Raw genomic sequence first — 14,637 nt, 5'->3', positions numbered from 1 at the left:
AAAGACTAAGCTGAATCATAAAACTTACAGTATTTAAAAGCATAATAAATTTTTCTAATCGCAAAAAACATCTACAAATGGATAATGTAAAACCCAATGAAGTCATCCGCCAACTGATCGAATTAGGTGTAAGCAAATCTAATTTAAAAAAGAGAGAGATACTGCTAAAAGGCATATTGTCGGGAGCTCTTTTAGTTATTTCTACAATCCTTGCCTTTACAATCAACATAGAAACAGGAAAAGGCTATGCTGGTGCTTTAGCTTTTCCTGTCGGTTTCGTTATTATTACGCTCTTAGGCTTTGAGTTGGTGACAGGCAATTTTGCCACCCTGCCCATGAGCTTACTTAAGAAGAAAATCTATGGTAGTCAGTTAGTTCGAAACTGGGGATATGCTTTTGCAGGTAATTTAATAGGTAGTTTATTTTTTGCTTTCTTATTTTATTTCTACCTCACCAAAGGAGGTACCAATTTTGAACATCCACTGATCGGTAAAACCATAGAAGTTGCTACTCAAAAATCGTTGGTTTATAAGAAACTAGGCACGACAGGTTGGTTCATTGCATTTGTAAAAGCCTTTTTGTGTAATTGGATGGTAACAATGGGTGTTGTAATGGCATTTGTGTCATCTTCTACAATTGGTAAAATTATAGCGATATGGTTGCCAATATTCACGTTTTTTACGCTGGGACTTGAGCACTGCGTAGTCAATATGTTCGTTTTGCCTACTGCAATTTTATTCAAGGCACCCATCAGCATTTCAGATTGGTGGCTGTGGAATCAAATTCCAGCAACCCTTGGAAACTTATTGGGGGGCTTTTTAATGACGGGGCTTAGTTTATATTATCTGTACAGGAACCATGATGAGCCTCAACTCATGCATAATCAGGAGAGAAAATCATGATTGCACCTGAATCTTGAAATATTTGATAAATATTAACCTTACAATGATAGCTATTTAAAATCATTATAAATTTATCAATGAAAGATTTCCAAAATTTAAAACCACCCATTAATTTATTAAATTGACGCTATGCTTAAACTTTTCAAAACCTTAAACAGACTTGCCCTTATCAAAGCTTCAATTGCAGTCATTGCTGTAGTGGCTTTTGTTTTAATTGGTTCGAGAGATCTTCAGAATTTTGACCCAGCCTTGGTGTCTTATTTGCTAGGAACTATTTTTGCGGTTTTTGGGATTGCATACAGATATTCTGTCTGGCTACAGAGACCTCCTACTCGTTTGTACTGGAGAAGAAGCATGTCTTTTCTGTTTAGTAAAGATTTTATTCCTTACTTCCTTCGTTCAGTTAAGCTCTTCTTTAGAAACATTCTTTTTCAGCGATTTATTGCTTACCGAAGCAGAACAAGGTGGATAGGTCACTTTTTGCTAGCCTCTGGTTGTTTATTGGCATTTGCGATTACAATTCCCTTAACCTTTGGCTGGATTCACTTTGAGTTGAAACCAGGAGATGATGTCACCTACTATGCAAAAGTCTTTGGCTTTGAGGCCGGCACTTTTGCTTTAGGCTCAGTACAGGCTTTTGTGGCCTTTCATGGTCTTGTGTGGTGCTCAATATTTGTAATAATAGGAGCAGTAATGATGATGAAAAGAAGGATGACCAATGGGGGAATGATTGCCACCCAAAGCTTCACAGACGATCTTTTGCCCTTGATTCTATTAATAGCCATATCTGTTACTGGGCTCGGCATTTCTTACGATTACACCTTCTTACAAGGTAAAACCTATCAATTTATGGCGGTTACTCATGCCGTGGTGGTTATTCTATGGCTGGTGTGGCTTCCTTTCGGCAAGTTTTTCCATATTTTTCAAAGATTGGGTCAATTGGGAGCCAATTTGTACCGAGAGGAAGGTAAACGAAGAGGAATGGCTACATGTGCTCATACAAAAGAAGAATTTGCTACTCAAATGCATATAAATGATCTAAAAGTTTTAACTGAAAGATTGGGTTTTGATTTTAATAAAAGTGATGGAACCAACCATTTGGATTTAAGTCCGGAAGGCAAAAGGTCTGCACTGGCTAAAGCACACTTAAAAGCACGTCAGGAAAGTGGTAAATTCTTTGGATAAACATCAATCATTATAAATTTATAATTAGAAAAACATGGCTAAATTACCTGTTTCTACAGATAAAATAATTAACGACTTCGGCCCCCATAAAGGATACACTCCTAAAGATGGGTTTAAAGGGAATTTTGAACCCGATAAATTAGTAAAAACACATTGCTGCTTCTGTGGCATGCAGTGCGGTATTCAACTAAAGGTGAAAGACAATAAAGTAACAGGTTTTGAGCCCTGGATGGAATTTCCTTTCAACGAAGGTCGCCTTTGTCCAAAGGGTGTACAGCGCTACTTGCAAAACAACCATCCTGACAGATTACTGAGCCCCCTACAACGTGTAGAAGGTAAAGGCTTTGAACCCATAAGTTGGGATAAAGCCATGGATAGAACCACTAGCGAAATTAAAAGAATACAAAAAGATTACGGCAATGATGCTTTTGCTGTGCTGTCTGGGGTATCTCTCACAAATGAAAAAAGCTATATGATGGGGAAATTTGCCCGGGTAGCTTTAAAAACTGCTAATCTGGATTATAACGGACGCCTTTGCATGGTGAGTGCCGGTGCTGGAAATAAAAAAGCTTTTGGTCTGGACAGATCCTCTAATAGCTGGGCAGATTTAAAACATGCCGAAGTCATCATCATTACCGGAGCAAACGTAAGCGAAACTTTCCCTACATTAACGCATTATATTTGGGAAGCACGTGATAATGGTGCAAAATTGATTGTTATAGATCCCCGAATGACACCTATTGCACGTACAGCTGATTTACATTTGCCAATCAAACCGGGTGGTGATTCTGCTCTATATGCTGCAATGCTGAAGATATTAGTAGATAATGATTGGCTCGACCATGAGTTTATAGACAATCACACCAGTGGATTTCAGGACACAATTGATGCAGTCAAAGATTGCGATTTGGATTGGGCAGAAAAAACAACAGGTATATCAAAAGAAAAAATACTGCAGGCTGCCACCTTATGGGGAAAAGCTAAAACCAGTTATTTAATGCATGCCCGCGGCATTGAGCACCAGTCCAAAGGTGTAGAGAATGTTTCCGCCTGCATTAATTTAGTGTTGGCTACTGGTAGGATTGGCAAGCCTTACTGTGGCTATGGTACTATAACCGGTCAGGGTAATGGACAAGGAGGTCGTGAGCACGGACATAAGTGCGATCAGCTTCCTGGAAACCGAGATATTACCAATCCAGAACATAGAAAATACATAGCAGATGTTTGGGGTATTGATGAAAAAGAAATGCCCGGTAAAGGACTTACTGCTTATGAAATTATTGACGCTATTCACAGGGGCGAGATTAAAGGACTTATTTCGATTTGTTTCAATCCTTTAGTTTCATTGCCGAATAATAATTATGTGAGGGAGGCGCTCGAAAAACTTGAATATTATGTGTGCATAGATTTCTTTTTATGCGAAACAGCCAGACATGCTGATGTTGTTTTGGCCGGCTCACTACATGAAGAGGAAGAAGGTACTGTAACAACTGCTGAAGGTCGAGTGGTCAAGATCAACCAGGCTGTCACTCCACCGGAAGGAGCACGAAAAGACAGCGATATTATTATGGATCTGGCTAACAGATTAGGAGCTGGAGATAAATTCAATTATGCTAAGAGCGAAGATATCTTCAATGAATTAAGAGTTGCATCCAAAGGAGGTACAGCTGATTATTACGGAATAACCTATAAAAAAATAGAGGATAATATGGGCATTTTCTGGCCTTGTCCTTCGGAAGACCATCCTGGTACTCCACGTTTATGGGAAGACAGGAAATTTAAAACTCCTGATGGCAAAGCCCACTTTAATCCTGTAACTTATAGAGATCCTTCAGAAATAACAGATGAAGAATATCCTATAGTGCTTACCACAGGTAGAGTGGTTTCTCAATATTTAAGTGGTACACAAACCCGCAGAATTGGAAAACTAGTGGATCAGTATCCTGAACCTTTGCTAGAAATACACCCTGTTTTGGCAGCAAAATATAATATTAAAGACAGAGATCTCGTGAAAGTGTCAACCAGACGAGGCCAAGCTGAATTTCCGGCTCATTTGGTGGAAACCATAAGAGAAGATACTGTTTTTATTCCTTATCACTGGGGAGGAAAACATTCAGCAAATCAATTAACAATAGGAACATTGGATCCTGTTTCAAAGATTCCGGAATTCAAAGTATGTTCTTGTAAACTCGAAATAACAGGCGAAAAAGGAAGTGAGAAATTAACTGAAACGGCTTATCAAAGTCAATTATAAATTAAAATAAAGAAACTATGGTAGAGACTAATTATGATCAGGAAATGGGCTTTTTTGTGGATATGCAACGCTGTATTGGCTGCCATGCCTGCGAAGTAGCTTGTGCAGAATGTGAAACCAACGGCCAGGAAAGTATGATTCATATTCATTATGTGGATCGTGCCGTAAGTCCTCAAACAACTGTACAAGTTTGCATGCACTGCGAAGATCCAGCGTGCGCTAATGTATGTCCGGCCGATGCAATACATAAAGATGATTTTGGCGTGGTACAAACAGCCGAAACTTCAAGATGCATTGGTTGCTCTAACTGTGTTTTGGCTTGTCCTTTTGGTGTACCAAAGAAAGAGGAAAAGGCAGAGTTAATGATGAAATGTAATATGTGCTACGACAGAACAAGTGCTGGTAAAAAACCAATGTGCGCCACTGTTTGTCCAAGTCAGGCTTTGTTTTATGGTACAAAAGAAGAAATAGCGAAAAAACGCCCAGATAGTGTAGCGGTAAATAGCTTTCAGTTCGGAAACGAAACTGTGAATACCAAAGTGAATATTATGATGCCTAAAGGCACTCACAAACTTGTTGTTGAATAATTGTAACAGTTTTTAGTAATGAAAGACGATAAATCTGATAAAACACCTAATTGGAAGAGTGATTTTCCCATTGAAAAAAAGAAAGCAACCCATGTAAGTCGAAGAGAATTCGCTAAGTATTTGGGTTTGTTTTCAGGGGCCCTTGCAGTAGGAAACGGTGCTATAGTAATCAAGTCCTTATTTTTTCCAGAAGAGAATCTGAAAGGAGAACATTTTGTGTGTAATGAAGCCGATGTTCCCGTGGGTGAAATGTTTCAGTTTAATATTGAAGGAAGCGCAACGGTGCCATATATTTTAATCCATTTGGAGGATAATAAATGGCGTTCATTTGAGCAAAAGTGTACACATCTGGCATGCGCTGTTCGTTATAGAGCTGACATCAATCAAATTGAATGCCCTTGTCATAAAGGATACTTTAATGCTGATACCGGAGATGTTATTCAGGGACCACCGCCACGGGCATTACCTCAGTTGACAGTGGTTAGAAAAGAAGGTAAAATATTTGTAAAGGCTTCAGAAAAGGAACAAACTGTTTAGATTATGAGCGACTATAAAAGATCACAAAACGAAGCGCACCCTAATAAGACCAACAATATTATGGCAGGGATCATTTTAACATTGATCTTGTTTGTTAGTATTCAGATTTGGTTTCTGTTCGGGGCACTTAATAATGCATTGCAGGAGAACTTTAATTTTGCATTAACTACTTTTATTGGTTCAGGTATTTTGGCCATCGCATCTTTTTGGGTGCTCCGCTATTTGCCCGATCCGATAGAAGAAAAAAATAAGAAAAAATAAAAGCTTTATGCTAATTGACAAACACCAACGTGTTCATGATTACTTGAGAATTTCTCTTACTGATAGTTGCAATTTCAGATGCCAGTACTGTATGCCTGACGAAGACATTCAGTGTCTTCCTAATAAACATCTGATGCAGACGGAAGAAATTGAGAAAATTGCCAAAGTGTTTGTGGGTATGGGGGTAAATAAAATCCGCCTGACTGGTGGAGAGCCATTAGTTCGGAAAGAATTTGCACAGATTTTAAAGATACTGAGTGATTTACCTGTTGAGATAAGCATTACAACCAATGCCGTTTTAATTCACAAATATATCGATGAACTTATTGCTGCAGGCGTAAGAAGTGTCAATATCAGTTTGGACACTTTAAATCCTGAAACTTTCCAAAAAGTAACAAAAAGAAACCAGTTTCAGCAAGTCTGGAACAACATACTACTAATGCTTGAAAAAGGCTTGCGTGTGAAGATTAATGCAGTAGCCATTTCAGGAATTATTGAAAAAGAAATTTTAGATTTTATTGAATTGACCAAAGACATGCCTTTACATGTCCGATTTATTGAATTCATGCCATTTGAAGGGAATCATTGGAGCAGCAATAAAGTAATTACAGCCGATACGATGGTAAATTGGGTGGAGCAAGAGTACGATATTGTAAAATTAAAAGATGAACCACATGCCACGGCAAAAAAATACAAAGCCATTGGACATGAAGGCACTTTTGCATTTATCACCACCATGAGCGAGCATTTTTGTGGCGACTGCAATAGGATGAGGATCACCGCTGATGGCAAAATGAAGAATTGCTTATTTGGTAAAGAAGAAACAGACCTTTTAGGTGCGCTTAGGAATGATGAAGCACTAGAGCCTTTAATTGAAAAATCCGTTAGCCGAAAGCATGCCGTAATGGGTGGTCAATTTAAAAATACTTATAAAGAAGCAGATGCTGCTGATTTAGAAAACAGGAGTATGATCAATATTGGCGGATGATTTACCCTGCTTGTAACGAATTGTAATAAGCTGTACTCATAGTATTCTGTCAAATCGAAAGATTAAAAAAATAAATTACTGAATATTCATAAGTAGTAAGACTCGGCATTAAATTTAGTTCCAAAGAAATATGATATCAGTTAACGAAGCTAAGAAGAAGCTAGATAAAAGTGCCATCAGGGGGCGGAAAAAGACTGTTTCTTTACTGAAAAGCCTGAATTATATTTTAGCGGAAGACCTTTATTCTCTTATAGATGTTCCTTCATTCAATAATTCAGCCATGGATGGATATGCCATGAGTTTTGATGGGACTCAAAATAGCTGGAAGGTCATTTCTACAATTCAGGCTGGAGATATACAAACGCCTAAAATAGCAGCGAATGAGGCTGCTCGTATTTTCACGGGTGCTAAAATGCCGGCAGGAGCTGATACCGTTATTCCTCAGGAATTAATAGAAAAAGATGCTGAAAATAATAGTGTACATTATCTGCAAAACAGTATTGAAAAAGGTGCAAATGTTCGTTTGAAAGGATCTCAATGCAAAAAAGGTACAAAAATTCTTTCAAAAGGAAGTAAAGTGACCCCGGGAGCAATTGCTTTAATAGCTTCTGTGGGCATAAAGGAGGTGAATATCTTTAGCCCACCAGAGGTGGCTTTTATAGTTACAGGCAATGAACTGAAAGAAGTTGGTGAACCTTTGGCCGAAGGAGAAATTTATAATAGTAACGGGCCATTGCTTGAAGCGAGCCTGAGGCAGGTAGGAATTGAAAACATTGTGGCACTAAGAGCCGAAGATGATCAGCAAGCATTGCAGCAAAGCATTGATGAATCTTTAAAAAAGTATGATATCATAATTTTAAGTGGTGGTATTTCTGTTGGTGATTACGATTTTGTAAAGGTTTGTTTAGAAGATGCTGGAGTTGAAGAACTGTTCTATAAAATTAAGCAACGTCCTGGCAAACCCATGTATTCCGGTAAAAAAGCCAACAAAAGAGTGTTTGCATTGCCGGGAAATCCAGCTTCAGTCCTGAGTTGCTTTTACCAGTATGTGCATCCCTGCATCAGATTTTGGATGGGCTATGAAAATGTTTGGCAACCAGATTTGATCCTGCCCTTGACAGCAGAAGTTAAAAAGAAGCAAGGCTTCACTTTCTTCAAAAAAGCCTTTCATGACGGGAAGAAAGTATCAATATTGGAAGGACAACAATCTTTTAATCTCTTGCCCTTTGCAGAGGCCAACTGTTTGGTAGAACTCGAAGAAGAGCTTGACTATTTTCCGGAAAAATATAAAGTATCGGTATATAATCTTTAGAAATTATGATCACGGAAAATCTATGGTTATTACTTTACATTGCCTTGCCTATCATAGCATTTCTGTATGCTTCCGTGGGGCATGGAGGAGCAAGTAGTTATCTAATGATTTTAGCGTTATTGGGGCTAGCTCCCGAGCAGATCAGGCCTACAGCCTTGTTGATGAATATAGCTGTATCATTCTTAGCTTTTTACCAGTTCAGAAAAACAGTTAAAGTACCCACCAGATTAGCTGTTCAATTACTGCTTTTTTCAGTTCCGGCAGCCTTTTTAGGTGGTACCATTTTAATCGAATCATCTCTATACAAAAATCTGCTGGGAGTAATTCTGATATTTCCGATTTTTAGATTTTTAAATGTATTCCCTCAAAACACAAATCCTATAGTAGAGAGAAATGCTTATTTGCCCGCAATTTTAGGCTTGACCATTGGGTTCTTTTCCGGTCTTATAGGTATAGGGGGTGGAATAATATTATCGCCTGTTTTACTGCTGCTAGGCTGGACAAATATCAAAGAAACTGCAGCTATTTCTGCCCTGTTTATCTTTATCAATTCCATTGCAGGTTTTATTGGTGCAAATGGTTTCCAAACTGATATCAGCTCTGAATTATGGACTTTAATGCCGATTACCATTATTGCAGGGGCTTTAGGTGCCTATTTCGGTGCGCAACGATTTAATCTTTTGGTCATCCGAGGATTGCTTATTAGTGTCTTGACCTTTGCTTCAATTAAATTAATTCTCTCATGACTATTCAGCCCGAAATTGAGATTTTTCTGCTTGCAGGTGGAAAAAGCAGCAGAATGGGTGAGGATAAAGGACTGGCTTCTCTTGCTGGAAAATCGATCTTACATTATACACTGGAAACACTGAGGCTTTTGGATATTCCGATTACGATTATTGCCCATGATTCCCGTTATGAAAAATTCGTGGAGAAGGTAATCCCTGATACAATTCGGGATAAAGGACCTATGGGTGGTTTGCATACCGTTTTTCTAAATAGCAGTGCAGATTATGTGCTGCTACAAAGTTGTGATATGCCTTTTGTCCCTGTAGAAGCATATTATATGCTGATGGACCAAGCAGGTGGTCATGAAGTTATTGTGGCGGAAATTGATGGCAGGATCAACCCTCTCCTGGCTTTATATCACAAATTTCTCAGGACTAAAGTTGAAAGTAATATCAAAAATGACAAGCTTAAAATGCTGGATTTGATTGCAAACAGCCATTCAAAAGTGGTAAATTTGGATAAACTTAAGACGCAGAATATATTGGCGTTTGCCAATATAAATACCAAGGAAGAGTTAGAGAAAATAGCGAAATTACTCAAATGAATAATATTAATATAAAGGCTTTCGGGATAGTGGCTGAAAAGATGGAGACCGTTGAAACTGCAGTGAAAAACGTTTCCGATGTGGAGCAATTGTTAAAACAGTTGAAAGAGACCTATCCGGCTATAAAAGATTTGAAATTCACTGTGGCAGTAGACCAAAAACATATCCACGGAAACATGGATTTGGCCAATACCAAAGAAGTAGCATTATTACCACCATTTTCAGGAGGATGAGCCGTTTTGATAGACAAATAGTTTTGAAAGGGTTTGGGCAGAAAGCTCAACAGAAACTGCAGTCTTCCAGTGTGCTGGTGGTGGGTGCAGGCGGATTGGGTTGTCCTGCTTTGCAGTATTTAGCTGCCGCAGGTGTGGGTAGAATCGGCATTATTGATGGAGACCTCGTTTCTGAAAGCAATCTTAACCGTCAAATTCTGTTTGGAGAAAGTGATACAGGCCTCAAAAAAGCAGAGATTGCAGCAAAAAAACTGAACGCGCAATACTCGGATCTGAAAGTGGATATTTATCCTGAGTTTTTAACAACCCAAAATGCTATTGAAACCATTGAGAATTATGATATAGTCCTTGATGGATCCGATAATTTTGGGACACGCTATATGCTGAATGATGCATGCCAATTATTAAAAAAGCCATTGGTTTTGGGAGCCATTTACCAATATGAGGGGCAGTTGATGGTGCTGATGGAAGGAGAACATCAGGTCAATTATCGTGATCTCTATCCAGATCCACCTGCAGCAAATGAAATACCCAATTGCAATGAATCAGGTGTTTTAGGGGTGCTTCCCGGTATCATTGGCACTATGCAGGCCGCTGAAGTGATCATGATTTTGAGCGGACTAGGTTCACGCTTAAGTGGACAGGTGCTTTTTTACGATTTGCGCAACTACAATTCATTTAAGATGAATATTGAAAAACAGGCTGTACTATCCAATAAGACACCGAAAAGCATACAGGAATTTAAGCAGTGGGAATATGAAATTAATTGTCATCTAGTCAATGAAATTTCCTGGGGAAAAGCGCTGACGATTTCAAAAGCAAGTAATAGCATTTTAATAGACTTAAGGGAAGAAGAGGAAGCACCAAAATTATCTGGTCATGAGTATTTGAAAATGCCTCTTTCAGTTATTAATATCGAATGTGAAGAGATTGCTTCAGCAGAAAACATTATATTATTTTGTCAATCTGGGGCCAGAAGCAGTAATTTTGCTTCCAAACTGACAAGCAATAGCGGAAAAAATATTTATTCAATCAAGGGAGGAATTTTAAGTGAAGAATCTCCTGTGAATAAAGAAAATCATGGATAAAAAATCAAAAAATATATTCATAGAAGGACCGATCGGTCCTGAGAAAATAGCAAAATCTATTGCTAATCATCAGACTAAAACGCGTATAGGTGGACATAGTATTTTTTTAGGGCAAGTACGAAAAGATGAAAAAGAAGAAGGCTTCGTTACAGCCATCACCTATACAGCTTATGAAGAAATGGCTTTGGAAAAAATGAATGAAATCCGTGAGGAGATTTTTGAAAAATATCTGCTTAGCTGTATGCATATTTATCATAGCCTAGGCGAAGTGAAAGTAGGCGAAATTTGTTTGTTTGTATTTACCTCATCTAAACACAGGAAACCTGCAATTGATGCCTGCGAGGAATTGGTAGAACGCATCAAAAAAGAATTGCCGATCTGGGGTAAAGAGCTCGTGGATAACAATAAAGAAGTTTGGAAGGTGAATAAGTAAGCAATATTGCCTCATCTATTTTTATAAAATAAGCCGTAAACTAATAGTAGTTTAGCATACAAACCAAAGAAGCATGATCAACATCACCCATAAAAATAATACCTTACGTAAAGCCATAGCAGGAGCTATAGTTAAAGTCAGTTCTAAAGAAACAATTGAGGCTATAGAACAAAAAAAGGTGCCAAAGGGAGATGTTTTTGAAATGGCAAAAACGGCCGGTCTGTTTGCTGCCAAGCGCACCGCTGATATGATTCCAGATTGCCATCCTCTGCCAGTGGAATTTACAGAGGTCAGATACAATATTCAAGGCTTGGAAATCCATATAGAATTGGAAGTACATACTATCTACAAAACCGGTGTGGAAGTGGAAGCAATGCATGCAGCATCAGTTGTGGCATTAACCATGTATGATATGCTGAAGCCACTCGATAAAGGGATAAGTATTGAAAAAATCAGACTAATTGAGAAGAAAGGTGGCAAAACCGATTACCTCAAAGTGGTGAAGAATCATGATATTAGTGCCGCAGTCATCGTTTGCTCAGATTCTATTTCAGCAGGTGAAAAGGAAGATAGAGCAGGCAAAGCCATCATTGAAAAATTAGAGTCTCATAAAGTACAGCTAGCTGACTACATTATCATTCCTGATGAAAAAGATATTATACAGCAAAAGGTACAAAAATACGCTAAAGAAGGTGTTAAAATGGTGATTTTTACAGGCGGAACAGGCTTATCTCCACGAGACATTACGCCTGAAGCTATAAAACCTCTTTTAGACAGAAATATTCCTGGAATAGAAGAGGCAATACGAAGTTATGGACAAAATCGTACACCCTACTCCATGCTCTCCCGTTCTGTAGCCGGTCTGATTGGTGAAACATTAGTTTTAGCTTTGCCTGGTTCTACCAATGGTGCCAAGGAATCTTTAGATGCTGTCTTTCCTGCTGTTCTTCATGTTTTTAGAGTAATGGCTGCCTTTCGTCATGATGATTGATTTTTAAGTGGACGAATAATAATTGTTCCCCACTATACTAAAACTTAAAAGCAACTATTCTATCCTTTTTTCAACAATGAATTACTGTATCTGAAAAGGTATTTGCATTTTCCAAAAACAATGAACCTTCTCACCTTTTGGAATGACTTAAAACTACTGCTGAATGTGTTTTCAGATCCTTTTTCAAAATTGAAGCTGTATAAAGAGAAAACTATATTTTAAGAGATTCAGACTTTTCCATCTTGAAGAAAATGAGACGAATGAAACAATCGAGACAACTTGGCCGGACGGTACGATTTTTTATACCAATCCATGAAAATGAAAAGGGAAACAAAACACCTCAATGCACTTACCACATTACTTACCAATTGGTTATATGTTTATTATAACTGTTTAATAATCAATTATTTATTACGTGTAGTACGACTCCCTTCAGGTGTTTTTAATGAGATGTTTTGAAGGAATGTATGCTGGAGACGCTAAAAGTAGAAGCTTGTGTGCTATGTGAGCTGTCTCACAAAATTGGAGAAATGTCCTCCCTTTAGTTAATAGGATACTATAGGTCTACTTGAGATACCTGTAAGCAGATATGAGTAATACTAGGAATACTGTTAATATTTGGAATATTAGTAATATTGTAAGCTTCCCCTAATTTAGGCCAGCTAACATCTTCCTCAGTTAGGGAGGTTTTCTATAAATAGGATGCTCTTTGAGAATAAATGGAAAATAGTTTTTTTTCGAAAGCAATTCCGCAGTGATTAATTGACATATATAAAAACCCTTCAACAGTAGGGTTGTGATTGAAAACATTAATTCTCGCTATCTTTGAATAAAATCTTTAGGTTTTAAAAAGAAATAATTCTTATTGGAAAGCTGCCAAGGCTCGCTGTTTAATGCTAGGTTTGTCAGTTCCGGAATAATGTTTTAAAATAACTTTGACAGTCTTACCGGTCATTGTTGCTACGTCTTTTGGAGGTATTCCTTTCTTTTCACATAAAGTAATGAATGTTTTTATAGCGATATGGCTACTTACAATATCATGTTTTGGAACCCACTCGGTCTTCTTATTTCCTAATACCGTTGTCGTTTTTTCTACTTTTTGATTGATTTTAGCGATTGCACAAGCCTCCTTTATAAACTTATTATACTTTTGAGCTGACAGTTTCGGGAGTTCGTAATTATATTTTTTTAAAATAGCTGTTGAAACAGGAGTCAATGGATTATAAATATCCTTTTGGTTTTTAAAGGCTCTTAACTCAATTACATCATCAATAATGTGATCTTTTGAAAGCCTGGATAGATCAGAGAATCTTAGACCTGCGTAGCAATTAAAAATGAATAAGTCTCTAACCCTGTTTAAACGATCAGTTTCAAACTCACAGTTGTGAAGTTGTTCTATTTCATCTTCAGTTAAAAAATAAATTGGAGTCTCTTCCTTTGGAACTTTAATTTTCGGAATAATTGTTAAATTATCATATCCTCGCGATTCCAAGTAAGTAAGAAAGACTTTTAGATTTTTAATTGTAGAACCTACAGTATTTATAGCTAAGCCTTTAGTTTTATCTGACTTCTCTATTTCAACATGGAGGAACCTAAAGAAATCATCAAGAAATTGCATATCAATCATTTCCAACGTCAAGGTCTGGTTTGTATATTCTTCGAACGCTTTTAAGTGATATAGTGCTGTGCCATAATTGAGTATGGTTCTTTTACTCTTATTAGAATTGTTAATAAAAGTTTGAAAAAGCTCAACTACTCTGTCTTCCTGTACTGTTTTTGCTTTTGGTTCCTTATCATTCAAATATTGCTCTTTTACTAGATGAATTTCTGGCTCAATATTCTTTTGGACTAAATCATGAACAATTTTCTTCAGATTTGATATCATGGTGTCAATAATTGAATTCACACTGTTGTCGGATTTCTTACTATTATAAACCAGTTCTTCATTCCGTTTTGTTTTTTTAATTCCTCCAGTGGAATTCACTCTCTGTTTTTTCTTGTTCCAGTGTTCAGGTAGAATTTTAGTTCCAGTAGAAAAATCTACTGATTTCTGAAAGTGTCCGTACCTTATGTAAATAACACATTCACCATTTTTATTTGCTTTATTCTCCCTTATAATAGCTTTAAATGCAGGCATACTTTTTAAGTTTAATGAACTTAAAAGTAGTAAGGGTCCTATTATAAGTCAAGTTTTTAGATGTATTTGTAAGTTTTTTATAGTTTTGAAAATAGCCATAACAGTTTTTTTACGTTTTTATAGGTATTTATAAGTGTTTATTAATATTTAGGTGTTACCCCGGTCCAAGGTACAAAAGCCTCCCTTGTGGAGGTTTTTATTTCTGAAAAATAAAGATTCTAACATCTTGAAAATAGTAAAGAGTTAAGAATCAAAATTTTGAAAATTTCCTTCAATTTATTTCTATTTCTTTTATTGTATGCTAAGAAAAAGGGTTTACCTTTGCACTCCGCAAACGCGAAAGGCGTAGAGGAGAAGGTTGAAAGGAGATGATAGAGAAAGGGGGCGGAGCGGTTTAAG

Annotated in this window: 15 protein-coding genes; 14 read left to right on the top strand and 1 reads right to left on the bottom strand. The window is 37.3% G+C overall.

Translation table 11 applies throughout. The features are described from left to right. Positions 1-77: 77 nt before the first annotated feature. From VFM92_RS13460 to moaCB, 14 genes are all read left to right on the top strand, one after another. Positions 78-902, top strand: a complete 825-nt coding sequence (locus VFM92_RS13460) for a formate/nitrite transporter family protein (protein WP_325122747.1) — start codon at positions 78-80, stop codon at positions 900-902. 129 nt (positions 903-1,031) lie between these two features. Continuing rightward, complete coding sequence (locus tag VFM92_RS13455) at positions 1,032-2,087, top strand: MFS transporter (protein WP_325122746.1); 1,056 nt, start codon at positions 1,032-1,034, stop codon at positions 2,085-2,087. A 34-nt stretch (positions 2,088-2,121) separates the two neighbouring features. Further along, entirely contained in the window at positions 2,122-4,341 is a 2,220-nt protein-coding gene (locus tag VFM92_RS13450; RefSeq protein ID WP_325122745.1) for a molybdopterin oxidoreductase family protein, read from the top strand. A 17-nt stretch (positions 4,342-4,358) separates the two neighbouring features. Beyond that, complete coding sequence (locus VFM92_RS13445) at positions 4,359-4,928, top strand: 4Fe-4S dicluster domain-containing protein (RefSeq protein WP_325122744.1); 570 nt, start codon at positions 4,359-4,361, stop codon at positions 4,926-4,928. 18 nt (positions 4,929-4,946) lie between these two features. Continuing rightward, complete coding sequence (locus VFM92_RS13440; RefSeq protein WP_325122743.1) at positions 4,947-5,465, top strand: Rieske (2Fe-2S) protein; 519 nt, start codon at positions 4,947-4,949, stop codon at positions 5,463-5,465. Positions 5,466-5,468: 3 nt separating this feature from the next. Further along, positions 5,469-5,726 (top strand): hypothetical protein, encoded by a 258-nt coding sequence (locus VFM92_RS13435; RefSeq protein WP_325122742.1) that lies wholly within the window; start codon positions 5,469-5,471, stop codon positions 5,724-5,726. 7 nt (positions 5,727-5,733) lie between these two features. Beyond that, positions 5,734-6,714 (top strand): GTP 3',8-cyclase MoaA, encoded by a 981-nt coding sequence (gene moaA, locus VFM92_RS13430; protein WP_325122741.1) that lies wholly within the window; start codon positions 5,734-5,736, stop codon positions 6,712-6,714. 130 nt (positions 6,715-6,844) lie between these two features. Continuing rightward, the gene (locus VFM92_RS13425) at positions 6,845-8,026 is read left to right on the top strand and encodes a molybdopterin molybdotransferase MoeA (RefSeq protein WP_325122740.1); all 1,182 of its coding nucleotides are present in this window, start codon (positions 6,845-6,847) and stop codon (positions 8,024-8,026) included. A gap of 5 nt (positions 8,027-8,031) precedes the next feature. Further along, positions 8,032-8,772, top strand: a complete 741-nt coding sequence (locus tag VFM92_RS13420; protein WP_325122739.1) for a sulfite exporter TauE/SafE family protein — start codon at positions 8,032-8,034, stop codon at positions 8,770-8,772. Continuing rightward, positions 8,769-9,356: a molybdenum cofactor guanylyltransferase gene (gene mobA, locus VFM92_RS13415; RefSeq protein WP_325122738.1), complete on the top strand. Its 588-nt coding sequence runs from the start codon at positions 8,769-8,771 to the stop codon at positions 9,354-9,356. Before VFM92_RS13420 ends, mobA begins: the two co-directional genes overlap by 4 nt. Beyond that, entirely contained in the window at positions 9,353-9,589 is a 237-nt protein-coding gene (locus VFM92_RS13410) for a MoaD/ThiS family protein (RefSeq protein WP_325122737.1), read from the top strand. The genes mobA and VFM92_RS13410 overlap by 4 nt, the downstream gene beginning before the upstream one ends. Beyond that, entirely contained in the window at positions 9,586-10,677 is a 1,092-nt protein-coding gene (locus tag VFM92_RS13405; RefSeq protein ID WP_325122736.1) for a HesA/MoeB/ThiF family protein, read from the top strand. The genes VFM92_RS13410 and VFM92_RS13405 overlap by 4 nt, the downstream gene beginning before the upstream one ends. Continuing rightward, positions 10,670-11,110: a molybdenum cofactor biosynthesis protein MoaE gene (locus tag VFM92_RS13400; protein ID WP_325122735.1), complete on the top strand. Its 441-nt coding sequence runs from the start codon at positions 10,670-10,672 to the stop codon at positions 11,108-11,110. The genes VFM92_RS13405 and VFM92_RS13400 overlap by 8 nt, the downstream gene beginning before the upstream one ends. Positions 11,111-11,183: 73 nt before the next feature. After that, a complete protein-coding gene (gene moaCB, locus VFM92_RS13395) occupies positions 11,184-12,101 on the top strand; it encodes a bifunctional molybdenum cofactor biosynthesis protein MoaC/MoaB (RefSeq protein ID WP_325122734.1) in 918 nt (305 codons plus the stop codon). A gap of 862 nt (positions 12,102-12,963) precedes the next feature. On the opposite strand, the gene VFM92_RS13390 is transcribed toward moaCB, so the two are convergent. Beyond that, entirely contained in the window at positions 12,964-14,238 is a 1,275-nt protein-coding gene (locus VFM92_RS13390; protein WP_325122733.1) for a phage integrase SAM-like domain-containing protein, read from the bottom strand. Positions 14,239-14,637: the final 399 nt, after the last annotated feature.

This window comes from Marivirga sp. (assembly GCF_035704835.1).
In the GTDB taxonomy this organism is placed as follows: domain Bacteria; phylum Bacteroidota; class Bacteroidia; order Cytophagales; family Cyclobacteriaceae; genus Marivirga.
Note: the sequence above shows the minus strand (reverse complement) of the source record. Positions and strands in the feature narration are given on the sequence as shown.